This window comes from Pseudolactococcus insecticola (assembly GCF_011170065.1).
Lineage (GTDB): Bacteria > Bacillota > Bacilli > Lactobacillales > Streptococcaceae > Pseudolactococcus > Pseudolactococcus insecticola.
The window spans coordinates 1-25,439 of record NZ_BLLH01000003.1; the positions used below are offsets into that span (position 1 = coordinate 1).

Below are 25,439 nucleotides of genomic sequence, written 5' to 3' on the forward strand. Positions count from 1 at the left end.
CTACCCTTTTAATTACCCTTTTGTTGAAATGTATTGCGATTCAGTGAGTATCACTTTTTACGAAATGGCTTAACGGAGCGTTTCACACTATCAGTTGCTTTCTAATGATATAGTGTAGTAAAATAGATGTTTTAACAATATTGAAGAGCTTCAAAGAAGTTAGACAAATTATTTTCATGGCGTTGTATCAGCCTTTTGCTGGTTGTCAATATGCGCTATTTTTTTAAGTAAACGATAAAAACTGTAGGGCTTGCTGTTCAGGCATTTGCGAGGATTGTGTTTTGCCACATGAAACGCAGCGAAAACGTGCAATTGTCCCCATCAAAAGCAAGGAGGCCTATGTCGTATCTTTCTCGGGCGAGGCGTTGTACCGTACGGATATAGCTTGGTTTCTGGTATTTTGGACAGGACTCAAAAGAACACCAGAGACTCTGAGCTCAAAGTGATTCCCAACGGGAACAGGCGCTGGCTCTTTGCATGACCTGTTTTTCTCTTGTAAATGATAGTGACTTAGGATATGATAAAACATATCTTTCCTTCTTTTTTGTGTGGTTTACTAACTTACATTATAGAGGGAAGGATTTTTTTTTGCAAAAAATCGCATGGAAATTTTTCCCACACAATTTGACAAAGAGCCGCGCTTTGTCTAGTTTCAGTTAACTCGCCGTTTTTTCTGATTCTTCATCAGCAACGTGTTTCTCGAGGTCGTCTTGTGTCCAGCCTTTTTCTTTGAGGGCACGGCGTTTGCATGTTTATGCTATTTTTCACTTCCTAAATCAAAAATAGCATATTTAGGTGAGTTTAACAAGACTTTACAGCATCTTTTTAAGCTCAAAAAGCTGATTGAGCGCTTCAAGCGGCGTCAGATTCATCACATCTAACTCATCTATTGCGGTAACAATGGCGCGCGACGCTTCAGACTCGGGTGCGTTAAACAAATCTAGCTGCCCACTTGTTTGACTAGGCGCAGAAACTACTGCTACGCTGTCAGATTCTAAACCAGCGAGTACATCACGCGCTCGGTTTAGCAATGCAGACGGTAGACCTGCGATTTTCGCCACATGAATCCCGTAGGATTTGTCTGCAGCACCTGGCTCAATCTTATGTAGAAATGTCACTTCTCCATCCTTTTCAAGTGTGGCAACGTGGACATTTTTCAAGTGGTCAAGTGTGTTTTCAAGCGTCACGAGTTCATGGTAATGTGTGGCAAACAACGTTTTTGCGCCAACATTTTCATGGATATACTCGACAATCGCCTGAGCAAGCGCGATCCCGTCATAAGTCGCCGTCCCACGCCCCAACTCGTCAAACAAGATCAGAGAGTGCTTGGTGGCGCGACGAATGGCGTGGTTAGCCTCCATCATCTCCACCATAAAGGTCGACTGACCACTGATCAGATCATCAGCTGCGCCAATGCGGGTGAAAATCGCATCAAAAATCGGCAGCTCGACCTGATCAGCAGGGATATAACTGCCCATCTGGGCCATGACAACGGTCAGCGCAAGCTCCCGCATATAGGTCGACTTCCCTGACATATTTGGTCCCGTAATCAGCTGAATCATGGTCGATGCGTCAAAATCAATCGAATTTGGCACGTATTCTTGTGCGCCCATGACTTTTTCAACAACGGCGTGACGACCGTTTTTGATATGGATTTCCTGGGTATTTTTGATAACGTCAGGTCTGATGTAGTGGTTGTTTTCAGCGACCACGGCAAGCGACTGCAAGACATCGATTTCTGCGATGATTTTTGCTAACTGCTGAATCCTTGCGATGAAAACTTCTGTCTGATTTCTGACTTCTAAAAACAGGTCATACTCCAGATTTGACGAGTTTTCTCTAGCATCCAGCATCTGACTTTCCAGTCGCGCAAGCTCCTCTGTCCCGTAGCGCTCCGAGTTTTTCAGTGTCGCCTTACGGAAAAAATGCGCCGGTACCTGAGACAAGTTTGACGCCGTCACGTGAAAATAATAACCATCTTTTTTATTATAGTCAATCTTGAGATTGTTGATGCCTGAATTTTCCCGTTCTTTTGCCTCTAACGCTGCAATCCAGCTGGTGCCATCTCGCATGACGACACGATACTCATCCAGCGTTTCATTGAAACCACTTCTGATGATGTTGCCCTCCGTGATGACGGCCGGCGCATCTGGTGAAATGGCCTGTGTGATCAGCGTCAGAAGCTCTGGCATCTCATCAAGTTGACTGATCAAAGAAGCGAGCACTGGGCTTGCCATATCCGTCAGAACAGCCTTGATGGCTGGGACATTTGACAGCGTTTGCGCCAGTTGCAGTAAGTCTTTAGGGTTTGCCTTACCAAAAGACACGCGCGACGCCAGCCGCTCAATGTCATAAACGCCCTTGAGTGTCTCCGTCAGATCGGAACGCTCAAAAAAATGATCCAAAAAACACTGAATAATCGCCTGACGCATCTTGATAGCAAGCTCACTGACCAGTGGACGATCTATCCACGTCCGAAGCATCCGCGTCCCCATCGCCGTCCGTGTTTCATCTAAAAGCCAATAAAGACTGCCGTGTTTTTTTCCCGTTCGCGCATTGCTAATCAAGTCCAGACTTTTTTTACTCGCTGCATCCATGAGCAAAAAGTCCTTGATCTCATAGTGTTTAACTGGTTGCAAATGCGTGAGATGACGTTTTTGCGTTGACATGATATAGTTCAGCAGCTTACCTGATACCTGTTTTTCAAGATCTGACAGATTATCAGAAATCAGCTCAGGATTATCAATAGTAATGGTTTCACGTGAAACCAGAACATTGAGCTGAGTCTGTAAAATCTGCATCTCGGCATCTGACGGCGCATAGCCCATCACGACTTCACGTGCCTTGAGCGAAGCAATTTCATCCAAAACTGCATCAAAATCTGACAGCAATGTCACAAAAAACTCACCCGTCGCAAGATCCAGATAACTAAGCGCATACTCTTGTGCAATCTTATCTACTGCGGCTAGAAAGTTATTGTCCTTACCGGTATTTAATGCATCCACCGCAGTCCCTGGCGTAATCACCTGGACCACGTCACGCTTGACCACGCCAACTGCTTTTTTAGGATCTTCTAGCTGCTCAGCAATGGCAACCTTATAACCAAGGTCGATCAGAACGTCGATATATTGCTGTACACTATGATGCGGGACGCCTGCCATCGGGATTGGATTGTCAGAATTTTTATTGCGACTGGTCAGAGTCAGCTCAAGAATCTGCGCTGCTTTGACGGCGTCGTCATAAAAGAGCTCATAAAAATCACCCATCCGAAAAAGCAAAAAAGCATCTGGATAGTCTTGCTTAATATCCAGATACTGCTGCATGCCCGGCGAAATCTTGTCAGTTGCCATAGTGTAATTCCTCGTTGATTTGTGTTTCTAAGTTTTCTAAAACATGCTGTAAAACAGCATTTGCCGCGACTAAACGTCTGCGATAGTCGATGATCAGTGGCTCTTCGTTGAGCGTTAGCTCAATCTCTTTTGCACGTGCCATCGTCGCTTTATAGGCATTTTTTTTGTTGATTTTTTTGTATAAAGTTGCGTCTTGCGACAGATCTTTCATTTCTGTTTCCAGATCATAGAGCGTTTTAGCAGCTTTCAAGCGCCTTTCCGCTTTTTGAAACTTGATAATATCAGGATGTTGGGCTAGTTTTGCTTTTAGGGCTGAAACTGCCGCTTCATATTGATTTTCAGGTGATGGCATTTTTTATTTCTCTTTCAACGCGCTCGGCACTTTCAATGTCACGACAGGTGATGAGCAGGGTATCTGCGCCAGCAATCGTGCCCAAAATATCATAACGCTCAGCAGCATCAATGGCGTTTGCCACCAAATCAGCCTCCCCAAGTCCAGTATGCGCGACAATCATAAACATGGTGCGATCCACTCGCAGCACATAGTTCTTAAACGTCGCAAGAAGTCCCGTCACAAGACTTCCCCCAACATGATCCGCAAGTGGACTATTTTGAGAAAACTCAAAAAGTGTATAAAAACTACCTTCGTCATATCGATTTTTGATGATACCAAGCTCCCGAATATCACGCGACAAAGTGGCCTGAGTAGTCGAAATACCTTTCTTCAAAAGGCGTTGCGACAGATCATCTTGTGTTTCTATTTTTTCGTTTTGGATGAGTTGTCTGATGATTTGTTGACGTTCTGATTTCTTCATATGTATATTATACCATATTTTGTATAATTATTACATTTCTTCTGGTGCGTCGACGCCTAGCAGTCTGAGGCTTTCTTTTAGCACCACGCCTGTGGCGTATGCCAGCGCCAAACGTGCGTTCTTTTCGTCATTTTCATCCAAAATCCGCGTGTGTGCATAGTACTTGTTGAAGGCTTGCGCCAAGTTGATGCTATATTTGGCGATGACCGACGGCTCAAAAGTCCTTGCAGCACGTGCCACAGTCGCGTCAAACGCCTGCAATAACTTGATAATTTCCCAGCTTTCATCATCTAGCAAGCTAAGCGCTGACAGGTCAGCCTTTTCAGGAGAAAAGTCAGCTTTTCGTAAGATTGACTGGATGCGGGCGTGTGCGTACTGTACGTATGGCCCTGTTTCCCCTTCAAATGACACCATTTCTTCAAGGTTGAAGTCATAGCCGTTGAGACGTTCATTTTTCAGGTCATAAAACTTGATGGCACCAACACCGACTGCGTGTGCAACTGCGGTTTTATTTGCCAGATCAGGATTTTTGGCATCGATCTGCGTTTGGGCACGCTTGACAGCTTCCTTAAGGGTCGGTTCAAGCAGGATAACGTTACCTTCACGCGTTGAGAGTTTTTTGCCATCTTTTGTGACCAAACCAAACGGCACATGGAAAATGTCATCAGCCCAGTCATAGCCCATTTTCTTAAGGACTGCTTTGAGCTGTTTGAAGTGACCCGACTGCTCATTTCCGACAACATAGAGGGCTTTTTCAAACTTGTAAGTGCGTTTGCGATAAAGCGCTGCTGCTAGGTCCCGTGTGATATAAAGCGTTGCGCCGTCTGACTTTTTGATCAATGCTGGAATTTCAAAGCCTTCCAACTCAACAACTGTTGCGCCGTTTGACTCTGTGAGCAGATCTTTTTCTGCCAAGATGTCTACAATCTCATCCATTTTGTCATTGTAAAAAGCTTCGCCATTCATGCTGTCAAACTCGACGCCAAGCTCCGTATAGATACGGTCAAACTCAACGAGCGACTCATCACGGAACCATTGCCAGAGCGTAAGCGCCTCATCATCACCATTTTCCAGCTTCAGGAACCAGTCACGCGCGGCAACATCGATTGTCGGGTCGACTTTTGCCTCTTTATTGATTCGCACATAGAGTTTGAGTAGCTCTGCGATCGGATTTTCGCGGATAGCCGCCTCGCTGCCGTATTTTTTATAGGCTACGATGAGCATGCCAAACTGCTTGCCCCAGTCTCCTAGGTGGTTGATTTTTACAGGATTATAGCCGATTTTTTGGTAAATCTTAGCCAGGCTATCGCCGATGACAGTCGAGCGCAGATGCCCGATAGAAAAGGGTTTCGCGATATTTGGTGAACTCATGTCAATCGCGATATTTTCACCATTTTGCGGCTGTGTGCCATAGGCTGCACCGTCTTTTAAAATGGTTGTCAGAACGGTTGCGACTGTGTTTGACTTATCCAGAAAGAAATTGACGTACGGCCCTGTTGCGACAACCTTTTCAAAGGCATCAGAACTGATTTTTTCAGCCAGATCGCTAGCAATGAGATTTGGTGCCTTGCGCAGGCTTTTTGCCAAAGTAAAAGCAGGAAAGGCGATGTCTCCCATCTCTGATTTTTTCGGTGTTTCAAGTAGCTTTGTAATCTCGCTCTCGCTCAAAGCACCATCAAGCACTGCAGCAAGCGTCTTTGCGACTAATAATTTATCGTTCATTTTCGTTCATCCTTAAACTAGCATTTGTATAATCGTATACTTCCTATTTTACCATAATTTTAGGCAAATAAAATAAAACAATCAGCCAATAAAAAGGCTGATTGTCTGGTTATGAAATAAGTGCACTACAACACAAGTGAAAGTCAAAAAGCAATCACCTCATCATAAAATGCTTGATTTTTTTCTGTCAGATGGTGCGTCACGACGATGACGAGCACGTCGCTTAGTTTGCTGATGGCTTCATCGACCAGATGCGCATTTTCTGCGTCCAGGGCGCTCGTTCCCTCGTCTATGAGGAGTATCGGTTTGGCATCGTAAAGCCCTTGCGCAAGTGAAATCCGTTGCGCTTGCCCCCTGATAACTCTGCGATTTGCTTGTCGCTAAAATCTCCTGCCTGTGCTTGTGATAAACTGGTCGCAAGTCTATCTGGATCCAAAACGCCAAGCGTGATATTGTCAACGGCTGATTCGTTAAATAAATGCGAACTTTGCTCCACATAAGTCAGATTCCCATGAATATCAGCTGATGACAGTGCGCTGTAAACTTTGTCGTCAGCTAAGACATTACCCTCATAGTCCGTCAAATCTCCTGCCAAAATCTTGAGCAACGTTGATTTCCCAACGCCACTCTGACCAGTAATCGCATACTTTTTACCGTGTTCAAATGTCAGATTTGGAAAGCTAATCTTCTTTTTATCAAAAACCACCGCTAGATTTTCTAAGACAAGCTGACGCTCAAACTTGTAATCTGACGTCACATCACGTGGTGCCACTTTGGGAAATTTATCAAGCAGATTGGCATTGGCTTTAACTTTGGCATAAAACTTCGTAAAACTGCTCAGGTTATTGAAAAACGGCCCTGAGAGATTGCCAATCGTCCAAACAAAACCAACCGTCAAATCTCCTCTCAAAACAAAATAACCTGCGGTTGCGCTCATAGCAAGCTGAGATAGCATACTAAAAAGCGTTAAAACCGTCGCCATGACGGTTTGCGCTTTTTCATTTGTCATGGTTTTCTGACGCAATATCTCATAGCTTTCTGCAATCTTTTCTTTTAGCAGACTGAGTCTTTCATGATGAAATAGCAGGCTAAATCCTGTCAGATAGTCGCTTGATACCTTGGTCAGATTTTCATTTGCCGTTGAGACATCATTAACCGTTTTAGCAAGTTTTTTATCAAAAATCCGAGGGACAAATAACATGGCAAACGCTAAAACAATCATGACGACAACAAGCACTGAGTTATAAATAAAGACGGTAACCGCCGCAAAAGCTACATAGACAGCCATGTCAACCATGTCAAAAAAGTTAATAAAGACTTCGTTTGAGATCATGGTGATGTCGTTGGTCAGCCAAGAAACATACTCACTCGACTTCTTTTTGTTAAACTCCGAAACCTCCATCTCAGCTAGCGACGCAACGATATCACGACGAACTGAGTTGTTCATCTTTTGTGCGATGTTTTCAGTCGCATAATCAAAATATGGCAAGAGAAAAGACCAGACGATATATAACCCGAACTGAAAAGCAATCAACATCCAAAAATGCATCACATCTCTTGATGTTAAAAAATTAACCAGTTGATTAAGTAATAATGAATTTCCTATAGCAAAGGATGTTTTTACGATTGATAATATCAGGACAACTAGACTAGCAAGTTTATTTTGCAAAAGATATTTTTTCATCGGTTACTCCCTTTGTTAGTTTACGCTTTTGTTAGTTTTTACTAGTATAGCATCTTTTGTGAGCTATTACGCAAAATAACTTAAAAAGCCTTGATAGTTGTGGCTTTCTTACTGATTCAATTGCTGCCAAGCATGATACGTATCAGCAAAAATATCAGCTAATACCGCATCGTCATTTGGCTGTGCCAGCCATTTTTCGTAAGCGGTATGAAACACGACGTTCATGGATTGCACGGAGAGACGCGTGGCTAATGGTTCAAACTCGACGCTGAGTTGTTCGGTTAAAAATTGGACAACTTCATAGGCTTTATATAATTCGCGTTCGATAAGTGCTGGTTCGGATTGAATAATCAACTGACGCTGTTTAGCATGCCCATGCAAATTTTTAAACAAGGTCGATGCGACAAAATAATAAACATCATAGACCTTGCTTAGCAAGGTATCAGCTGTACTCCGACTTAAACCATCAGCGTAGTGTGCGATGTAATCTTCGGTTTTACTGAACAGCACATCGCTTTTATCTGAAAATTGCCGAAAAAACGTACGTTCGGTAACGCCCGCGCGATCAGCAATTTGTTGGGCGGTGGTTTGTTGGTAGCCTTGTTGCGTGATCAACTCAATGGCTGCTTGTTCTAATTTTTCTCGACTAGACATATTTTTAACCTCATTTTTGTCAGTAACTGACAAAATACTTGACGTCAGTTACTGACAGTGTTATACTAGTTGTGTCAGATACTGACACTTATACTATCAATTATAGCAATATTTCGCGTAAATTGCTATAAGACATGAAAAGAGGATGCAATGAAAATTTTTGTTACAGGCGGTACAGGATTTATTGGTTCACATGTGGTACCAGAACTATTAACGCATGGTCACAGCGTGCTAGCACTAGCCCGCACACCAGAAAAAGCGGCTCAATTAGAAGCACAAGGCGCAACACCAGTGCTGGGCACATTAGCTGACATTGATTTGCTAAAGCAAACAGCAGGTAAAGTTGATGCAGTAATTCATCTCGCCTTTATTCATAATTGGGCAGATATGTCACAGTCTGGGCCGACTGACCAAGCAGCGATTAACGCCTTCGGAGATGCTTTGCGAGGCACGAACAAAGCCTTGGTCATCACGTCTGGCGTAGCGATTGTACAAACGCAAGGCGCCGTGACGGAAGTTGATCTACCAGCGCACGATTCAATGCGTGGTCCGAGTGAATTTCTAATCCATGATTTGGCTAAACAGGACATTCGAGCGGTGATTGTCCGACCTGCACCAACCGTTCATGGTGTAGGTGATCACGGTTTTGTTAAAATGATTTCTGATGCGGCGGCAGCCAACAAAGAAAGCATCTACATCAGTGACGCGAATAGCTGGGCAGCGGTCAATGTGGCTGATTTAGCTGTTTTGTATCGTTTAGCGGTTGAAAGTGCACCGGCCGATAGTGTCTTGCATGGTGTGGCGGAAAACGTGCCGTTTAAAGCGATTGCTACGGCAATTGGCGAAGTTTTACAAGTGCCGGTTACCCAAGTTGACGCTGATGAAGCACAGAAGCGTGTAGCTGGATTAGCGGGTAATTTAATCGGGGTCGACGCGATTGCGACCAGTGATAAGACACGTGATGTCACCGGCTGGACGCCAACACATGACAGTCTGCTGGCTGATATTGAGAGCGGGAATTATATTTAAAACGAAAAATAAGCGTATCCAGCAAAGTGGATACGCTTATTTTTGGCTATACTTACTTCGAATCTGGGTCAGTTTGCAACATATAATTCGCTTCATAGGCCATTGCCACGCCGTATTCATTGATGACTTGACCTTGGAAATTTTTACCATTGGTAAGCAAATCAACGATGAGCTTGCCACCTTCAACCACAGTTTTCATGTGTGGACCAGTGGCGTTACCGTTCAAATCCGTGGTAATACCGCCGGGCATAATCCCGAAAATTTCAACCGGAATCGCTTGTTTAGTGAATGATTGACCAAAGGCTTCAATCATCATATTAAGCGGGGCCTTGCTGACTTTGTAGGCGAACGGTGAGAAAAACGCGCTCGCGGCGGTTGGAATGGTTAAATTCGCAATGCGACCGTTATTTTCCGCCAAAATCGGGGTAAACGTTTTAATCATTTCAAAATTGCCGTAGAAATTCACGTCAGTGACCTCGCGCAATTCATCAACGGTAAAGTCCAATGGTGCTTTTTGCATATCGCCAGGAATACCGGCGTTGTTAATCAATAGATTAAGTTCAGGATGATTGGCGCGCACGTTGTCAGCTGCTTGGTGAATGGTGTTAAAATCATTCAAATCAATCTTGATCCATTCAGCTGCAATGTTTTCATCTTGTAATTTAGCAACTGCTTCAAGGCCGCGTGTTTCATCTCGCGCGCCAAGTAAAATCGTCCAACCTAAAAGTCCGAGTTGACGAGCAGTTTCAAAGCCAATGCCTTTATTGGCACCGGAAATTAAGGCCATATTTGCCATATCTAAAATTCCTTTTATTCGACTGAGAAAAGGTAAGGATAAACGGGTTGTCCGCCGTCAAAAATGTCGACTTCGATATCTGGATAGCTCGTTTCAAGCTCTTCTGACAAGGTTTCAGCCAGTTCTTTTTTACCGTCAGAACCGACATAGATGCTAACAACTTCTGCGTCTTCATTGTCCGCTAACATTTTACTAAAAGTCGTTGTAAGGACACTATGAATGTCTTTTTCAGACACGACAATCTTGTTATCAATCATGCCAAGCCAGTCATTTTCATGAATGTCAATGCCTTCGATAGATGTATCACGGACGGCATTTGTCACCTGACCGCTGATGACTTCTGACAGGTTAGCCGTCATGTCACTTGCATTTTCATCAAGCGTTTTACTTGTTGCGTCAAAGGCAAGAAGCGCCGTCAGACCTTGTGAGACAGTTTTTGACTCGACAACTTTGGCTGGAATATCGACAACATCTGCTGCAGACTGCGCTGCCATGAAGATATTTTTGTTATTTGGCAAGATGATGACGTTGCGCGCATTAACATCTTCAATCGCTTTAACGATGTCTTCTGTTGATGGATTCATCGTTTGACCGCCAGAGATAACGTAGTCAGCACCCATGTCTTTGAAGATTTTCGCAAGACCATCACCAGCTGCGATTGCGATAACCGCAAACTCTTTTGTTTCTACTGGTTTTGTGGCTGCTGCTGTTTCTTCTTTGATGACTTGCGCATCATGCTGCTCACGCATGTTATCGACTTTGACCTTGACAAGTGAGCCATATTTCAAACCTTCTTGCATAACGATACCTGGGTCTTCAGTGTGGACGTGGACTTTGACGATCTCATCGTCGTTGACAACTAAGAGTGAATCCCCGATTTCGTTAAGATAGTTGCGGAATTCATCATAGTCAAACGACTTGGTTGCCGTTGGTCCTTGGCCGATTGCGACCATGATTTCAGTACAGTAGCCAAACTTGATATCTTCAGTCGCAACGTGGCCTGCCACAGATTTGTGGTGCTCAGCATTGACCATTTCATCCATAACAGCTGGTGTCGCTTCAAACTCGTCAGAAGCGATATAGTCACCTGTCGCTGCCGCCACAAAGCCTTCATAGATGTAGACAAGCCCTTGACCGCCAGAATCGACAACGCCGACTTCCTTGAGTACGGGCAGCATGTCTGGCGTTTTTGCGAGCGCGATTTTTGCCCCTTCAAGCGCGGCTTTCAGCACTTCAATCGCATCATCAGTTGTTTCAGCTTTTTTTCCTGCCAATGATGCCGCTCCACGAGAAACGGTCAAAATCGTCCCTTCGACAGGTTTCATAACAGCTTTATAAGCGACTTCGACGCCATTTTGGAAAGCCTTGGCTAAGTTTTCTGCTGTAAATTCGTCAGCGTCTTTGACAGCTTGACCAAACCCACGAAAAAGCTGGGACAAGATCACGCCTGAGTTGCCACGCGCGCCCATAAGAAGGCCTTTTGAAAGGACTGCTGCAACGTCACCAACAGTGTCTGCTTTGCTGTCAGAAACTGCTTTTGCACCATTTGTGATGGTCATGCCCATGTTTGTTCCTGTATCGCCATCAGGCACAGGAAAAACATTGAGGGAGTTGACATATTCGGCTTGCTTGTTCAAGCGTGTGCTTGCCGCTTGAATCATCTCTTGAAACAAGCTTGCATTGATTGTATTTGCCATGTTACTCAGCCACCACCTTCACGTTTTGTACGAACACATTGACAGAGTTTGCAGTGATGCCTAGTTGGTTTTCTAGGTTAAATTTCACGCGCTCTTGTACATTTTTTGCGACCTCAGAGATTTTCACACCAAATGATACAATCACGTAAATATCAACATCAACGCCATTATCTCCTGCTGCAATCACAACACCTTTCGAGTAGTTTTCTTGGCGTAGCAGTGTTTTGAAATTATCTTTGACAGCGTTTTTGCTGGTCATGCCGACCACACCAAAAATCTCAGTTGTTGACGCACCTACGATCGTAGAAATCACGTCGTTTTCGATGTCAACCGTGCCGTTTTTTGTATTTATTGTAACAGTCATAGAATTGTCCTCGTTTTTAGGGTGGGTATCTAAAGATACCTTTTCCCCATTTTACCATATTTTAAGAAATAAAAAAGCCGTGAAGTGTTTTCACGGTTTTCTACTCAATTAAACGCGTTCAACTGAAAGATTTTTAAGTGCACGAGCTGATGCCCATACTGTTTTAACTTTACCGTTTTCAACGATTTTGATCTTTTGCAAGTTTGGTTTCACTTGTTTTTTCGTTTTGTTCATTGCGTGTGAACGGTTGTTAGCAGATGATGTCTTGCGACCTGTAAAATAACATACCTTAGCCATTTTATATTTCTCCTTATTTGATTTCTTATTTTATCGTTTAGATAACATACTAGATTATTTTATCATATTTTCACGAGATTGCAAGTGTTTTTGCCTGATTTTATGGTAAAATTATCTTATGGAAAATTTTATCGACCAATTAACCGCTAAAAATAGCGAATATGTACACATTGTCACCCGAGAACTTGTCAAAATCGGCAAATCTGACGACGAGATCAAAACAATCTTGTCAGAGATCCTACCGCAAATTGTCGCTGCGCAAAAAGAACGCAAGTTAGCCAAGGATATTTTGGGCACGCCAAACGAATTCACCAGCAAATACGCTCCGAAAACTGCTGCTAAAGGTGCCAAAAACACAACTCCCGCAAGTGACAGATTTACCAATGATAAGCCTGTCTTGATGTGGCTGGATAGTTCCCTTTTGATGTTGGGCGTGCTTGCTGTCATTAACGGCATCATGGCGCTTTTCAGCAAAAATGCACGAACTTACGGTATTATCACTCTGATCATCATGAGTTTTGCTGCTGGTTTTGTCATGTATCTCATGTACCGCCTTGTCTACAAGCCACAGGCTGAGGGCAAAAAAGTCCCTTGGCTGCGCTCATTTGGTCCGCTAACGCTCGCCTTTCTAGCCTGGATTTTGCTCTTTATGGCGACCATGCTCTTGCCTAGCAGCATAAACGTTTCCCCTGCTGGCTATCTCGTTGCTGCTGTTGGTTTGATCGCACTCGCCCTGCGCTATTTTCTCAAACGTCGCTACAACATCAAGTCTGCCATGGGCACACAACCTGTCCGCAAGTAAATAAAATCAGAAAAACACTGACGCATTTTCTGGCGTTAGTGTTTTTTGTTTATTTATTTTGCCTCATACCACGTCTTCCCACTATTTTCATCGACTAAAAGCGGGACTTTGAGTGCGATGGCGTCTTCCATGGTGGTTTTGACGAGTTTTTTGACGGTTTCAAGCTCATCATCTGGGACGTCAAGAACGATTTCATCGTGGACTTGCAGCAGCATTTTCGTCTTGAGCTTGCGCTCACTCAGATTTTTGTCCAGATTGATCATAGCAACTTTGAGAATGTCAGCTGCCGAGCCCTGAATCGGGCTGTTAATCGCTGTTCTTTCAGCAAATGATCGAACAGAGAAATTTCTCGCATTGATGTCTGGCAGATTCCTGCGGCGGTGATAGAGTGTCTCGACAAATCCTGTATCTTTCGCACTTCTGACGATATTTTCCATGTAATTTTTAATGTCAGGGTAGCGCTCAAAGTAGGTGTCAATATAGTTTTTAGCAGCTTTTCTGGAAATACCCAAATTGTTTGACAAACCGAAATCTGAGATGCCGTAAACCACGCCAAAGTTGACCGCTTTCGCATTTCTGCGGTCATTTGCCGTCACGTCCTCAGCTTTTTCGATACCAAACACCCGCATGGCAGTCGCTGTATGGATGTCGGCGCCATGGTTGAAGGCGTCAATCAAGTGCTGATCGCCAGAGATATGTGCCAAAACACGCAGTTCGATCTGAGAATAGTCACTTGATAGCAAGACTGAGTTGGCATTTTCAGGGAGAAAAGCCTTGCGAATCTTGCGACCCTCAGGTAGTCTGACGGGGATGTTTTGCAGGTTGGGATTGACACTCGACAGGCGCCCTGTCTGCGTCAGATCCTGCACATAACGTGTGTGTATCTTACCATCACCCATGATGTCGCCCAAAAGTCCTGTGACATAGGTCGACTGAATCTTTGAAATCTGGCGAAAACGTAGGATTTTATCAACGATTGGTGCTTGTGGTGCGAGTTGTTCTAAGACGTCAACCGCCGTCGAATAGCCTGTTTTCGTCTTTTTTATGACTGGCAAGCCCATTTTTTCAAACAAGATAACTCCCAGTTGCTTGGGCGAGTTGATATTAAACGTCTCACCTGCGAGCTCATAGATCTCCGCTGTCAACTCACTGATGACTTTTTCGTTTTCAAGGCCGATTTCGCTCAATACGCCACCCGATACTTTGATACCTGCGATTTCCATCTTGGCAAGGACGTTTGCAAGGGGCAGCTCCATATCTGACAAGAGTTTTTCTTGATCATTTTCACGGAGTTTTTCGACAAGCAACGGTTTTGTTTTAGCAAGCACATTAATCTTGCGTGCAAGGTGTTCAAACAGCACGGCGTCAGCAGGGACAGCACGTTTCGCACCTTTCCCATAAACGGTGTCATCTTCTGCCAATTGCTCTCCAAAAAGCGATGCAATGGTCGCAATTTTATTATTTTCAATCGTTGAATACAAGTATTTCGCAAGCATGCTGTCAAATGAAACGAGCGGGTAGTCGATGTTCTGACGGGCGAGCAAGACCTTGTTTTTCTTGAAATCATAGGTGTTTTTCGGAAATGGAAAAGTCGCAAGAAGCGCGAGATTATTTGACACATAGATGCCATTTTCTGCATCACCCCAGGCAAAGCCAATGATGTCATCTCTATGGTAATCCTCGTCCAAAATCTCCAGATAGAAAAACTGGTCGTCGCATACCATGTCGTCAGAAATCGCATCGTTCACGATGGTAAAATTGATGACTTCAACTGGTTTTTCAGTCGCACCATCAAGTTCCTCCAGAAATTTATTAAAGCCCATTTCTTGATAGAACTTTTTGAGCTTATCATAGTCGGCGCCGTTGTAAATGGTCTCGTCAAGCGTGAGTTCAATCGGCGCATCCAGATCAATTGTTGCAAGTGTTTTTGACAAAAAGGCTTGCTCACGGTCATTAATCAGGTTTTCTTTCATTTTTGAGGCTTTCATGCCGTCAATATTGTCATAAATACCTTGGAGCGAGCCGTGTTCCAAAAGAAGCTTGATACCTGTTTTTTCGCCAATCTTGGTCACGCCTGGAATATTATCAGACTTATCACCCATAAGTGCTTTGAGGTCTATAAATTGCGCTGTTGTAAGACCTAGTTTTTCAAGCAGATAATCAGGTGTGTAAGTTTCAAGTTCGGCTACACCTTTTATCGTGATTTCCACCGTCGTTTTTTCTGTGGTCAGCTGGGTCAAATCGCGGTCGCCTGAAACAACCGTAATCGCATCAAATCCCGCATTTTCAGCCCGCGTCGCAAGCGTTCCTATGATGTCATCAGCCTCGTAGTTTGCAAGCTCATAGTGTTTGATACCTTGCGACTCAAGCATTTCTTTGATAAATGGCATCTGTTCTCTGAACTCGTCAGGGGTTTTCGCGCGCCCGCCTTTGTAGTCGGCGTACATCTCCGTGCGAAAAGTCGTTTTGCCCGCGTCAAATGCTACCAAAATATGCGTCGGTTGCTCCGCCTCAAGGACGTTGCGCAACATGGTATGAAAGGCGTAAATAGCGTTGTTATGCAAGCCAGAAGGCGCAATAAAGCGGTCAATCTGCGTATAAAGTGCAAAAAAAGCACGAAAAGCGATCGACGAGCCATCAATCAGCAACAATTTTTTCTCTGTTTTAGTCATGTTTCTATTTTAGCATAATTTCAACGTAAAAAGCCGCAATCACTTTGGCTGTGACTGCGACTCATTTCTAAAATCCTGCCCATGCCTCGGCGTCACGGTCATCTTTTATCTTGACAACAACGCGAAACTGTCGCTCAGGATGACTTTCTAGATTGACAAACTGAATCCGTGACTCAAATATAGCAGCATGACCATAGTAAAGCAGCGTGCTAAGCAGGCTATTTTTATTGCTTGGCACGTAGCCAAGCTTGTGACTGCCAAAGTAAATCGCAACAGCTTCAGGATCATGCGGATTATCCGACTCAACCACCAAGGTCACATTTTGCCCAAGCATCAGCTGGTCAATCACGTCGAGCCCGTCATAATAAGCAAAACCTGCGATATGAAAATCCATATAATGCCGACTGGGTTCCCACTTGTGATTTTTCAGTGATTCTCTGATTTTATCTGCTTGACTCGTCATTTCACTACCGCCATTTTCTATTTTTGCAAAGGCAACTGTCGATTATTATTATTTATCTAGTTCTGCGTACAATAATTCTTGTACAACTTGCGGGTTAGCTTGACCTTTTGTTGCCTTCATGAGCTGTCCAATCAAGGCTTTGGCAGAGTTTTTGTTGCCACCTTTGTAGTCTGCGACAGCTTTTTCATTATTACCAAGGACTTCAGTGATGATTGGAATCAAGACAGCAGGATCTGAGATTTGAACCAGACCTGCTTTTTTGACGAATGCTTCAGCAGAGCCGCCATTTTTGGCAAGTTCGACGAAGACTTTTTTCGCGATTTTGCTTGAAATGGTGCCGTCAGAAATGAGTTTGATCATTTCTGTCAGATTTTTAGGCGTCAGACCAATCTCAGATAGGTTTTTACCTTCAGCGTTGAGGTATTGTGCAACCTCACCTTGCAGCCAGTTTGATGCCAGTTTTGCATCAGCACCTGCTGCAATCGCTTTTTCAAAGAAATCAGCCGTTTCTTTTGTTGCTGTCAACTGCTCAGCATCGTAGTCTGACAAGCCGAGTTCAGCGATATAACGCGCACGGCGTTCTTTTGGAAACTCTGGCAATGTTGCTTTGACATCAGAAATCCACTCGTCAGAAATCTCAAAACGTGGCAGATCAGGTTCTGGGAAGTAACGGTAGTCTGATGAGCCTTCTTTGACACGCATGAGCGTTGTTTCACCCGTTTTTTCGTCATAACGACGTGTTTCTTGTTGGATGACACCGCCAGCACGCAAAACTTTTGCCTGACGTTGTACTTCATACTCCAAACCTTTGCGAACAAAGTTAAAAGAGTTCAGATTTTTCAGCTCCGTTTTCGTACCAAATTCTTCCTGACCGTAAGGACGCAGGGAGATATTAGCATCACAGCGCATTGAGCCTTCTTCCATTTTTACGTCAGAAATGCCCGTGTACTGGATGATTTCCTTGATAGCCGTCAGATAAGCATAGGCTTCCTCGGGCGAGCGCATGTCTGCTTCTGACACGATTTCAATCAGCGGCACGCCTTGACGATTGAGGTCGACGTAGGAATAACCATCTGTGCCATGCGTGTTTTTACCGGCATCTTCTTCCAGATGCGCGCGTTCGATCCGCAACGTCTTCTTAGTCCCATCCTCAAGCTCAATTTCAATCGAGCCATTGTAACCAATTGGTTCATCAAACTGCGAAATTTGGTAGGCTTTTGGATTGTCAGGGTAGAAATAGTTTTTGCGATCGAAGTGCATGTTTTGGTGAATGTCCATGTTAAGGGCAAGCGCAGCCTTGATACCAGACTCAATCACGCCTTTATTCATAACGGGCAAAACACCAGGGAAACTCCAATCGACAATATTCGTATTCTCATTTGGTCCAGCACCAAAATGCGCAGGCGCAGGTGAGAAAATCTTCGAGTTGGTATTTAACTCAACGTGGACTTCAAGTCCAATGACTGTTTCAAAATTCATTTGATCAAAGTCCTTTCTTAAAAAATAACCGGTTTATTCTTATGAAACTCAGTCGTCGCTTCAAACGCTGCTGCTGCTTGATAAATCGTTTCTTCACCGAAAGCTTTACCGATGATTTGCAGACCGACTGGTAGGCCGTCAACTTGCCCCGCAGGAATCGAGATGCCAGGAAGGCCAGCTAGGTTGACGGGAATCGTCAACAAATCAGCCAGATACATGGCAACAGGGTCGTGTCCTTGCGTGTCAAGATCGTAAGCCACACTTGGCGCCGTTGGGCCGATGATGAGGTCGTACTTATCAAAAACCTGCTTGAAATCATTCATGATGAGCGTGCGAACTTGCCCAGCTTTTTTGAAGTAAGCATCATAATAACCTGATGACAGGCTAAATGTCCCCAGCATGATCCGACGTTTCACTTCTTCACCAAAGCCTTGCGAGCGAGATTTGACGTAAATATCTTCCAAATCAAGCGCGTCCTCAGCACGAAAACCATAGCGAATGCCGTCAAAACGTTGCAAGTTTGAGCTCGCTTCTGACGAGGCGATGATGTAGTAGACGGCAACGCCGTATTTGCTATGTGGCAAGCTGACTTCTTCAACTGTCGCACCTAGTTTTTCAAAGTGTTTTGCCGCAGCGAGCACTTGTTCTTTGACTTTTGGATCGATTCCTTCGCCCAGATATTCCTTTGGCAAAGCGATTTTCAAGCCTTTGATGTCTTGACCGATTTTTGATGTAAAATCAGGCACGGCAACTTTTGATGACGTTGAATCCTTAGGATCATATCCTGCCACAGCATTGAGCAAGAGCGCATTATCTTCGACATTTTGTGAAAATGGTCCGATTTGATCAAGCGAACTACCAAAAGCGATCAGGCCAAAACGTGAAATACGACCATAAGTCGGTTTCAAGCCAACTACACCGTTAAATGACGCTGGCTGACGGATTGAGCCACCTGTATCAGAGCCGAGTGAGAGCAAGACTTGGTTTGAGGCAACAGCAGTCGCAGAGCCACCAGATGAGCCACCAGGAACCTTGCTTTCGTCCCAAGCATTTTTAGTGGTTTTAAAAGCTGAGTTTTCAGTCGATCCACCCATGGCAAACTCATCCATGTTGGTCTTCCCAACGATGATCATGTCTTTTGCGTAAAGGTTTTCGACAGAAGTCGCATCAAAAATCGGCTCATAGTTATAAAGCATTTTTGATGCTGCCGTCGTCAGAATCCCTTTTGTCGAGATATTGTCCTTGACAGCAAGCGGGATACCTGACACTGGATTGCTTACGTCGATGCCTTTTTCGTCAATGGCAGCAGCAGCCTGCAGGGCAGCATCTTCTGTGATCGTGATGAAACTGTCAACTTTGCTTTCACGAGCTGCTATGTTTTTCAGGGTTTCTTTGGTTAATTCAACTGCTGAAATCTCTTTATTGACCAGCTTTTCGTGGAGTGATTTGATTGTTGTCATGTTTAGTTATCCTCCATAATTGCAGGGACTTTGATGAAACCATCTTCGGTTTCAGGAACGTTTTTGAACAATTCATCGCGATTCCAGCCTGCAACCGCTTCATCTTCGCGCCAAGCATTGACATTATCTGCGACATTTGATGTAAATGGCACATCAGTCGTATCAACTTCTTCTAACATCAAAAACATGTCGACAATTTTGGTCAATGTTGTGGCAAATTCAGCAGTCTCAGCCTCATCAAAGGCCAACTTTGATAAATTTGCGACGTGTTTCACGTCATCTTTTGTGATTTCCATAAGGGAGTTTCTCCTTCATATTTCGGGACAATTGAACTGTCATTTTCATTCTCAATTATACCAGTTTTTATCGCATTTCGCTCAAGCTATCTCACTCAAAATCAATATCCAGCTGTAATTTCAACTCATTCAATTGTTTTGGATCAACGTCGCTTGGCGAATCCATCATCAAGTCAACACCGGCAGCACTTTTTGGAAAGGCAACAACTTCACGAATATTATCTTCGCCAGTCAACACCATGAAAATACGTTCCAAGCCAAAAGCACAGCCAGCATGCGGTGGCGCACCAAATTTGAAGGCTTCAAGCATAGCGCCGAATTTTTGCTCAACAAAGAATTTGTCATAGCCAAGCACTTCAAAAGCCTTATACATGACCTCGGGATTGTAGTTACGAACCGCACCAGAACTGATCTCATAGCCATTCATGACCATGTCAAACTGATCGGCTTTGATTGCAAGTTTATCAGCATCTGTTTTAGCACTTTCTAGTGCCTTCACGCCACCTTTTGGCATTGAAAATGGATTGTGACCAAAGTCGACTTTGCGGTTGCTTTCGTCAAACTCGTAAAATGGAAAATCAACCACCCAGCAAAGTGCGACTTTATTTTTATCTTTCAGATCATAAAAGTCAGCAAATTCATTACGCATGCGACCCAGCACACGATTGACAACAGCCGGTTTTCCCGCACCAAAGAAGACAATATCGCCATCTTCAGCACCAGTTTTTTCAGTGATTTCAGCAAGTTCCGTCTCACTCAAGAACTTAGCAATCGGTGATTTGATGCCGCCGTCCACATAAGTCAGGTAAGCAAGGCCGCCAGCACCTTCTTTTTTGGCAATTTCAGTGAAATTGTCAATCTGTGAACGTGTCATGCTCGCTGCGCCTTTGACAGCAATAGCTTTGACTTTTTTCGCATTTTTGAAGACTGCAAACTCAGTATTTGCAAGCGTTTCGTCAAGGTCAATCAAAGTCATACCGAAACGCAAGTCAGGCTTATCGCTACCGTAGATATTCATGGCATCTTCATAGGAAATACGTGGAATTTCAGTCGTGACAAGCTCTTTTCCGGCAAAATCCTTGACCAAATTTTGGATCAAAACTTCCATCTCAGAGCGGATTTCTTCGCCATCTTCGACAAAGGCACGCTCCAAGTCAAGTTGATAAAAATCACCATAAAGACGGTCAGCACGCGGATCTTCGTCGCGGAAACATGGCGCAATTTGATAGTATTTGTCAATGCCACCAACCATAAGCAACTGTTTGAACTGTTGTGGGGCTTGTGGCAATGCGTAAAATTTACCAGCTTGCAAACGGCTTGGAATCAAGAAATCACGCGCACCTTCTGGAGATGAATTTGCGAGAATCGGCGTTTGAACTTCCAAAAATTCTTGGTCTTCCATAAAACGACGGATAAACGACAGGTATTTTGCCCGTTGTTTCAAAGTCTCCTGCATTTTCGGACGACGCAAATCCAGATAACGATATTTCAAACGCAAGTCTTCACTTGATTTATTGGCTTCGTTTAGTGAGATTGGGAGTGGTTGTGAGGCGTTTAGAATCTCAAAACGCTCAGCCACAAGCTCAACATCACCTGTGACAAGATTAGGATTTTTAAGGCCTTCACCACGGGCGCGCAAGATCCCTGTCACTGAAATTGCGTACTCATCACGCAAATGCTCAGCTGCTTCAAAATTAGCCACATTTTCAGGCTGAATAACAACCTGTAAAAGTCCTGAATAATCACGCAAATCGATAAAAATCACGCCACCATGGTCTCGCCGTGAATTGACCCAGCCTTTAACCGTGAGTGTTTCACCTAGTTTTGAAATCGTCTGTGTTGCTTTTGTTCTCATCTTTTTTTCCTTATCATTTTGTGATAAAAAAGCGCACCACAAATCTCGTCAGAAAAGGACGAAATTCGTGGTGCCACCTTAATTCGTTGTCAGAATTGACAACCTTATTTTACGTTATTGAGTTGGATTAAAATAGTGTTTTTCGACAAAATTATCAGACGCCATTTTCAGCACCAGGCGCTCTCTTAGCTGATATTATCTTGTTTACTGCTATTTTTTTAGAAGTTACGACCTTCAAGTTTTTCGTAGATGCCTTTGTTGACAACTTTCAAGTAAGTGCCTTTCATACCAAGCGAACGTGACTCGATAATCCCAGCTGACTCAAGTTTGCGCAAAGCATTTACGATAACTGAACGGGTAATACCAATTTTATCAGCAATTACTGACGCCGTCAAGCGGCCTTCATCGCCACCAAGTTCTTCCAAAATGGCTTTAACAGCCTTCATTTCAGAGAAGGACAGGGTACTAACCGCCATATTGACAGCGGCATTTTTACGGATATTTTCTTCCATCAACTCGATTTGCAGGTTAGACAGTTGGATCCCGATGACCGTCGTTGCAAGCTCAACCAAGACTAGATCTTCCTCAGTAAAACTTTCTTCATTGCGCCAGATGACAAAAGTACCTAGACGCAGACCGCTACCATAGATGGGTGCGACTGTTGTTTTACCTTCCGGAAAATCCTGGATGACCTCTTGCGGGTAAAGTGACAAGGTTGCATCAGCAGGCAAATTAGCCTCTGTATCATAAGTACGTGATGCCGCTTGAACGTATTCTGTTGTTAGTTTACGTTCAGCAAACATGGCTTCAACACGGTCGTTGTTTGTTTTATAAGGCATTGCATATCCTAAAACTTGGCCTTTGCCATCAATGACAACTGAGTTACAGTCGATTACGGCTGAAAGACGTTCTGACAAGCCATTGTAAGGCAATTCGTCATGATAATCATTGAGTCCTTCCTGCAGAATAGCTGTGATTTTTCTTGTTTTTTCTAATAAAGTAGCCATACTTCTCCTATTTTTGAAAGTTTTGATACTTTCATTATAACAGTTCAAATCCGTAAAAGCAACAATATTCAGAAAATTATTTATTGTTTTTATCTTGAAAACAATTTAGTTTACTTATGGGAGATTATTCAGTTTGGAATTGTCAAATTTAGTTGCTTGAGAAATTTCTACTGGCAATGACTCTTTTTCACTTCAGTGAATTTTCTATATTGATATTTCACGCACAACATCAAACGGCAGGCCCTTGAAACCTGATTAGCTGGTTGACGATTGTATAAACGCTTGAGCAGCTGATATTAGTAGTGATAGCGACATTGCAAGATTTCCATACCATCATCTGATATTCGATAAACTAAACGATGTTCACTTGTTATTTTCCTAGACCAGTAGTTCGTCAAGTTATATTTTAGAGGCTCTGGTTTTCCAAGCCCTGTATAAGGTGTTCTATCAATGTCTTTGATTAGCAAGTTAATGCGCTTTAGTGTTTTCTTATCTTCACGTTGCCAATAGAGATAATCTTCCCATGCCTCATCAGACCATAGCTTAATCATCTTCTACCTCAATTATATCGTGGTTCGCTCCCTTACCTTGATTAAATTGTGCCATGGCGCTATCTAATCGGTTGCGGTTACTTTTTGAGCTTAACAAATGGAGTGTCTCATTTAGGGAATTTAAGCTGCTTTCTGAGATCAGTACGGCATTTTTTCCTTTGGAATTGACGATATGAAGTTCTGTATCGTTTTCTGTCACATCTGCTAATATCGAAAAGATATTTTTTCTTATGTTTGTTGGCGTTGTCGCTGTAATAGCCATGATTCTGTTCCACCTATCTTTTTATGTACTTAATTATAGCACATATAGCGTACATTTTCAAATGAAGACGGCTTCTACAAAGTTGTTTTCGCTAATTTTTAAATGCGTAGTGTTTCATTAACTTCTTGTACTTTTTCGTCTATGATAAGTAGTCCTTTGCTTTAACAATGGTTTATCCAGCAGTAACGACTGGTATTTTTCTGATAAGGCTTTTGCTGAAAACCACACTGTGAAATCTGGTGATAGCTTGTGGCTAATTGCGCAAAAATATGAAACGAAACGAATCAAAAAAAACGAACTGGATGAGTTCAATTCAATACTGTTTAGCTGATTCAAAATAATAAAAAAATCAAGTAACAAATACTTGATTTCAAAAGTCTAGCTTTTTTTTTTGGGGGGCACATCAGTTGTCTTCCCTTTTTTTAGCTTTGAGCTTGCTCAATATCCAATATGTTTTTAGAATTTTCTATAAGGGGTAACTAACGTCATTTTACATTTTACTGTTTGTATTTCGCCAAAAAACGTGTCATTTTTTCTTGAATCTGTGCGAGTTCATCGACCCTTGGCATGTAAACGATACGAAAATGGTCAGGATCTTTCCAGTTAAACCCACGACCATGGACCAGCATGACTTTTTCTTGTTTGAGAAAATCAAGCACAAATTGCTCGTCATCGTGGATATTGTACATGGTTGTATCAATCTTTGGAAAGATATAAAAGGCCGCTTTGGGCTTAACTGCTGAAATGCCAGGGATTTCGTTCATGGCTTTGTAGATAAACTCACGTTGCTCATAGATCCGACCGCCGGGTAATAATAGTTCATCGACAGACTGCGTGCCACCAAGCGACGTTTGCACGACGTGTTGGGCAAGAACATTTGAGCAAAGCCGCATATTGGCAAGCATGTCAAGACCTTCTATATAGCCTTTGACGCGAGATTTGTCGCCTGATAAGACCATCCAGCCAACGCGGAATCCAGCGATACGATGTGATTTTGACAGACCATTCATGGTCACAACAAATAGATCTGGCGCCAGTGTTGCAATCGGGATGTGTTTGATGCCGTCCATGATGATGCGATCGTATATCTCATCAGAAAAGATGATCAGATCGTTCTGACGCGCAACGTCAACAATGTCCATCAGAACCTCACGTGGATAAACAGCTCCCGTCGGATTATTAGGATTGATGATGACAATCGCTTTGGTATTTGATGTGATTTTTGACTTGATATCCGCAATATCTGGGTACCATTCGGCAGACTCATCACATAGATAATGCACAGCATTTCCGCCAGCAAGGCTGATCGACGCCGTCCAAAGCGGATAGTCAGGCATAGGTACAAGAACTTCATCACCGGTATTCAAAAGACCGTTCATTGACATAGAAATCAACTCACTCACACCATTTCCTGTGTAAATATCCTCAACATCGACGTTTGGAAAACCTTGCACCTGACAGTATTGCATGATTGCCTTGCGTGCACTGAAAATGCCCTTGCTGTCAGAATAACCTTCGCTATCACGCGCATTCATGATCAGATCACGGATAACCTCATCAGGCGCTGTAAAGCCAAATTCCGCAGGATTACCCGTATTTAGACGTAAAATTTTCTCGCCATTTGCCCGCATGCGATTGGCTTCATCCAACACTGGACCACGGATATCATAGGCCACATGTTCAAGTTTATCTGATTTTTCAAATACTTTCATCTTTTTTTCTACCGTTTCGTTAGCTCCGTTAGTTTCAGCCGTCAATTCACTCAAATCTACTTGATATAATGTGGCAATTTTTTTGAGACTTTTTTCTTTTGGTTTGGCGTTCCCTTTTTCCCACGCCCAGTAAGACGGCTTAGAGACGCCTAGTTTCCTTGCGACTTCCGCCTGGCTAAAGCCTGCTTTTTCTCTTAATCGTATTAAATTTTGTTTTATGTCCATTTGCACCTCGTTAGTCAATTTAGACTAACGTTAGTTTACTACTTTTTTTGTGCGGCGTCAAGTCAGATTGTCATTTGCTCAGCACTTGATTTTTTCTTATCAGATCATAGAGTTCTTGCTCTCTGATTGCCATTGGCTTGCGGCTTGTTTGACTAATATTTGATCTTTGGACCCGCTTGTAAATGCTAGCAAAACGCTCAATTTCCCGAAATGTATGAAATCGTTTGTGCTGGTAATGGCGTAGAAA

22 protein-coding genes are annotated in these 25,439 nt (G+C 43.4%); 2 read left to right on the forward strand and 20 right to left on the reverse strand.

The genetic code is table 11. The features are described 5' to 3' along the window. Positions 1–812: 812 nt before the first annotated feature. The 6 genes from mutS to Hs20B_RS03910 form a co-directional block, all read right to left on the reverse strand. A complete protein-coding gene (gene mutS / locus Hs20B_RS03885) occupies positions 813–3,350 on the reverse strand; it encodes a DNA mismatch repair protein MutS (RefSeq protein WP_172355828.1) in 2,538 nt (845 codons plus the stop codon). Continuing rightward, a complete protein-coding gene (locus Hs20B_RS03890) occupies positions 3,340–3,702 on the reverse strand; it encodes a YlbF family regulator (protein ID WP_172355830.1) in 363 nt (120 codons plus the stop codon). The genes mutS and Hs20B_RS03890 overlap by 11 nt, the downstream gene beginning before the upstream one ends. Next, complete coding sequence (argR, locus tag Hs20B_RS03895) at positions 3,689–4,165, reverse strand: arginine repressor (protein ID WP_172355832.1); 477 nt, start codon at positions 4,163–4,165, stop codon at positions 3,689–3,691. The genes Hs20B_RS03890 and argR overlap by 14 nt, the downstream gene beginning before the upstream one ends. A 30-nt stretch (positions 4,166–4,195) precedes the next feature. Further along, the gene (gene argS / locus Hs20B_RS03900; RefSeq protein ID WP_172355834.1) at positions 4,196–5,887 is read right to left on the reverse strand and encodes an arginine--tRNA ligase; all 1,692 of its coding nucleotides are present in this window, start codon (positions 5,885–5,887) and stop codon (positions 4,196–4,198) included. Between the two features lie 289 nt (positions 5,888–6,176). Next, positions 6,177–7,571, reverse strand: coding sequence for an ABC transporter transmembrane domain-containing protein (locus tag Hs20B_RS03905; RefSeq protein ID WP_172355836.1), 1,395 nt, complete (start codon positions 7,569–7,571; stop codon positions 6,177–6,179). Positions 7,572–7,679: 108 nt separating this feature from the next. After that, entirely contained in the window at positions 7,680–8,225 is a 546-nt protein-coding gene (locus Hs20B_RS03910) for a TetR family transcriptional regulator (protein WP_172355838.1), read from the reverse strand. A 150-nt stretch (positions 8,226–8,375) separates the two neighbouring features. Here Hs20B_RS03910 and Hs20B_RS03915 point away from each other — a divergent pair, with 150 nt between their 5' ends. Beyond that, a complete protein-coding gene (locus tag Hs20B_RS03915; RefSeq protein ID WP_172355840.1) occupies positions 8,376–9,254 on the forward strand; it encodes an SDR family oxidoreductase in 879 nt (292 codons plus the stop codon). 52 nt (positions 9,255–9,306) lie between these two features. Here the strand turns inward: Hs20B_RS03915 and Hs20B_RS03920 are convergent, their stop codons facing one another. The 4 genes from Hs20B_RS03920 to rpmB all read right to left on the reverse strand — a co-directional run bounded on the left by Hs20B_RS03920 (position 9,307) and on the right by rpmB (position 12,408). After that, positions 9,307–10,050 (reverse strand): SDR family NAD(P)-dependent oxidoreductase, encoded by a 744-nt coding sequence (locus tag Hs20B_RS03920; protein ID WP_172355842.1) that lies wholly within the window; start codon positions 10,048–10,050, stop codon positions 9,307–9,309. Between the two features lie 14 nt (positions 10,051–10,064). Further along, positions 10,065–11,747, reverse strand: a complete 1,683-nt coding sequence (locus Hs20B_RS03925; protein ID WP_172355844.1) for a DAK2 domain-containing protein — start codon at positions 11,745–11,747, stop codon at positions 10,065–10,067. 1 nt (position 11,748) lies between these two features. Further along, positions 11,749–12,111: an Asp23/Gls24 family envelope stress response protein gene (locus Hs20B_RS03930; protein ID WP_172355846.1), complete on the reverse strand. Its 363-nt coding sequence runs from the start codon at positions 12,109–12,111 to the stop codon at positions 11,749–11,751. A gap of 108 nt (positions 12,112–12,219) precedes the next feature. Then, on the reverse strand, positions 12,220–12,408 hold the full coding sequence (gene rpmB, locus Hs20B_RS03935) for a 50S ribosomal protein L28 (protein ID WP_172209892.1): 189 nt from the start codon (positions 12,406–12,408) through the stop codon (positions 12,220–12,222). 118 nt (positions 12,409–12,526) lie between these two features. On the opposite strand from rpmB, the gene Hs20B_RS03940 reads away from it, so the two are divergent. Continuing rightward, the gene (locus tag Hs20B_RS03940; RefSeq protein ID WP_172355848.1) at positions 12,527–13,210 is read left to right on the forward strand and encodes a DUF1129 family protein; all 684 of its coding nucleotides are present in this window, start codon (positions 12,527–12,529) and stop codon (positions 13,208–13,210) included. Between the two features lie 53 nt (positions 13,211–13,263). On the opposite strand, the gene polA is transcribed toward Hs20B_RS03940, so the two are convergent. The 10 genes from polA to Hs20B_RS03995 form a co-directional block, all read right to left on the reverse strand. Next, the gene (gene polA / locus Hs20B_RS03945; protein WP_172355850.1) at positions 13,264–15,882 is read right to left on the reverse strand and encodes a DNA polymerase I; all 2,619 of its coding nucleotides are present in this window, start codon (positions 15,880–15,882) and stop codon (positions 13,264–13,266) included. Between the two features lie 67 nt (positions 15,883–15,949). Next, positions 15,950–16,345: an HIRAN domain-containing protein gene (locus Hs20B_RS03950; protein ID WP_172355852.1), complete on the reverse strand. Its 396-nt coding sequence runs from the start codon at positions 16,343–16,345 to the stop codon at positions 15,950–15,952. Between the two features lie 48 nt (positions 16,346–16,393). After that, the gene (gatB, locus tag Hs20B_RS03955) at positions 16,394–17,824 is read right to left on the reverse strand and encodes an Asp-tRNA(Asn)/Glu-tRNA(Gln) amidotransferase subunit GatB (protein ID WP_172355854.1); all 1,431 of its coding nucleotides are present in this window, start codon (positions 17,822–17,824) and stop codon (positions 16,394–16,396) included. 17 nt (positions 17,825–17,841) lie between these two features. Next, positions 17,842–19,284 (reverse strand): Asp-tRNA(Asn)/Glu-tRNA(Gln) amidotransferase subunit GatA, encoded by a 1,443-nt coding sequence (gene gatA / locus Hs20B_RS03960; RefSeq protein WP_172355856.1) that lies wholly within the window; start codon positions 19,282–19,284, stop codon positions 17,842–17,844. A gap of 2 nt (positions 19,285–19,286) precedes the next feature. Continuing rightward, positions 19,287–19,580 (reverse strand): Asp-tRNA(Asn)/Glu-tRNA(Gln) amidotransferase subunit GatC, encoded by a 294-nt coding sequence (gatC, locus tag Hs20B_RS03965; protein WP_172355858.1) that lies wholly within the window; start codon positions 19,578–19,580, stop codon positions 19,287–19,289. Between the two features lie 91 nt (positions 19,581–19,671). Then, complete coding sequence (gene aspS / locus Hs20B_RS03970; RefSeq protein ID WP_172355860.1) at positions 19,672–21,435, reverse strand: aspartate--tRNA ligase; 1,764 nt, start codon at positions 21,433–21,435, stop codon at positions 19,672–19,674. A 218-nt stretch (positions 21,436–21,653) separates the two neighbouring features. Further along, entirely contained in the window at positions 21,654–22,442 is a 789-nt protein-coding gene (gene codY, locus Hs20B_RS03975) for a GTP-sensing pleiotropic transcriptional regulator CodY (RefSeq protein ID WP_172355862.1), read from the reverse strand. A gap of 296 nt (positions 22,443–22,738) precedes the next feature. After that, entirely contained in the window at positions 22,739–22,993 is a 255-nt protein-coding gene (locus Hs20B_RS03980; RefSeq protein WP_172355864.1) for a Txe/YoeB family addiction module toxin, read from the reverse strand. Next, complete coding sequence (locus Hs20B_RS03985; RefSeq protein ID WP_172355866.1) at positions 22,986–23,255, reverse strand: type II toxin-antitoxin system Phd/YefM family antitoxin; 270 nt, start codon at positions 23,253–23,255, stop codon at positions 22,986–22,988. The genes Hs20B_RS03980 and Hs20B_RS03985 overlap by 8 nt, the downstream gene beginning before the upstream one ends. Positions 23,256–23,752: 497 nt before the next feature. Next, a complete protein-coding gene (locus Hs20B_RS03995) occupies positions 23,753–25,192 on the reverse strand; it encodes an aminotransferase class I/II-fold pyridoxal phosphate-dependent enzyme (RefSeq protein ID WP_172355870.1) in 1,440 nt (479 codons plus the stop codon). Positions 25,193–25,439 lie beyond the last annotated feature (247 nt).

Bases quoted from the DNA above. Each gene is read 5' to 3' on its own strand.
- Hs20B_RS03985 (WP_172355866.1), bottom strand. From the start codon at position 23,255: ATGGCTATTACAGCGACAACGCCAACAAACATAAGAAAAAATATCTTT.
- codY (WP_172355862.1), bottom strand. From the start codon at position 22,442: ATGGCTACTTTATTAGAAAAAACAAGAAAAATCACAGCTATTCTGCAG.
- Hs20B_RS03980 (WP_172355864.1), bottom strand. From the start codon at position 22,993: ATGATTAAGCTATGGTCTGATGAGGCATGGGAAGATTATCTCTATTGG.
- Hs20B_RS03995 (WP_172355870.1), bottom strand. From the start codon at position 25,192: ATGGACATAAAACAAAATTTAATACGATTAAGAGAAAAAGCAGGCTTT.
- Hs20B_RS03905 (WP_172355836.1), bottom strand. From the start codon at position 7,571: ATGAAAAAATATCTTTTGCAAAATAAACTTGCTAGTCTAGTTGTCCTG.
- Hs20B_RS03910 (WP_172355838.1), bottom strand. From the start codon at position 8,225: ATGTCTAGTCGAGAAAAATTAGAACAAGCAGCCATTGAGTTGATCACG.
- gatB (WP_172355854.1), bottom strand. From the start codon at position 17,824: ATGAATTTTGAAACAGTCATTGGACTTGAAGTCCACGTTGAGTTAAAT.
- argS (WP_172355834.1), bottom strand. From the start codon at position 5,887: ATGAACGATAAATTATTAGTCGCAAAGACGCTTGCTGCAGTGCTTGAT.
- argR (WP_172355832.1), bottom strand. From the start codon at position 4,165: ATGAAGAAATCAGAACGTCAACAAATCATCAGACAACTCATCCAAAAC.
- mutS (WP_172355828.1), bottom strand. From the start codon at position 3,350: ATGGCAACTGACAAGATTTCGCCGGGCATGCAGCAGTATCTGGATATT.
- Hs20B_RS03940 (WP_172355848.1), top strand. From the start codon at position 12,527: ATGGAAAATTTTATCGACCAATTAACCGCTAAAAATAGCGAATATGTA.
- aspS (WP_172355860.1), bottom strand. From the start codon at position 21,435: ATGAGAACAAAAGCAACACAGACGATTTCAAAACTAGGTGAAACACTC.
- rpmB (WP_172209892.1), bottom strand. From the start codon at position 12,408: ATGGCTAAGGTATGTTATTTTACAGGTCGCAAGACATCATCTGCTAAC.
- polA (WP_172355850.1), bottom strand. From the start codon at position 15,882: ATGACTAAAACAGAGAAAAAATTGTTGCTGATTGATGGCTCGTCGATC.
- gatA (WP_172355856.1), bottom strand. From the start codon at position 19,284: ATGACAACAATCAAATCACTCCACGAAAAGCTGGTCAATAAAGAGATT.
- Hs20B_RS03925 (WP_172355844.1), bottom strand. From the start codon at position 11,747: ATGGCAAATACAATCAATGCAAGCTTGTTTCAAGAGATGATTCAAGCG.
- Hs20B_RS03890 (WP_172355830.1), bottom strand. From the start codon at position 3,702: ATGCCATCACCTGAAAATCAATATGAAGCGGCAGTTTCAGCCCTAAAA.
- gatC (WP_172355858.1), bottom strand. From the start codon at position 19,580: ATGGAAATCACAAAAGATGACGTGAAACACGTCGCAAATTTATCAAAG.
- Hs20B_RS03920 (WP_172355842.1), bottom strand. From the start codon at position 10,050: ATGGCAAATATGGCCTTAATTTCCGGTGCCAATAAAGGCATTGGCTTT.
- Hs20B_RS03950 (WP_172355852.1), bottom strand. From the start codon at position 16,345: ATGACGAGTCAAGCAGATAAAATCAGAGAATCACTGAAAAATCACAAG.
- Hs20B_RS03915 (WP_172355840.1), top strand. From the start codon at position 8,376: ATGAAAATTTTTGTTACAGGCGGTACAGGATTTATTGGTTCACATGTG.
- Hs20B_RS03930 (WP_172355846.1), bottom strand. From the start codon at position 12,111: ATGACTGTTACAATAAATACAAAAAACGGCACGGTTGACATCGAAAAC.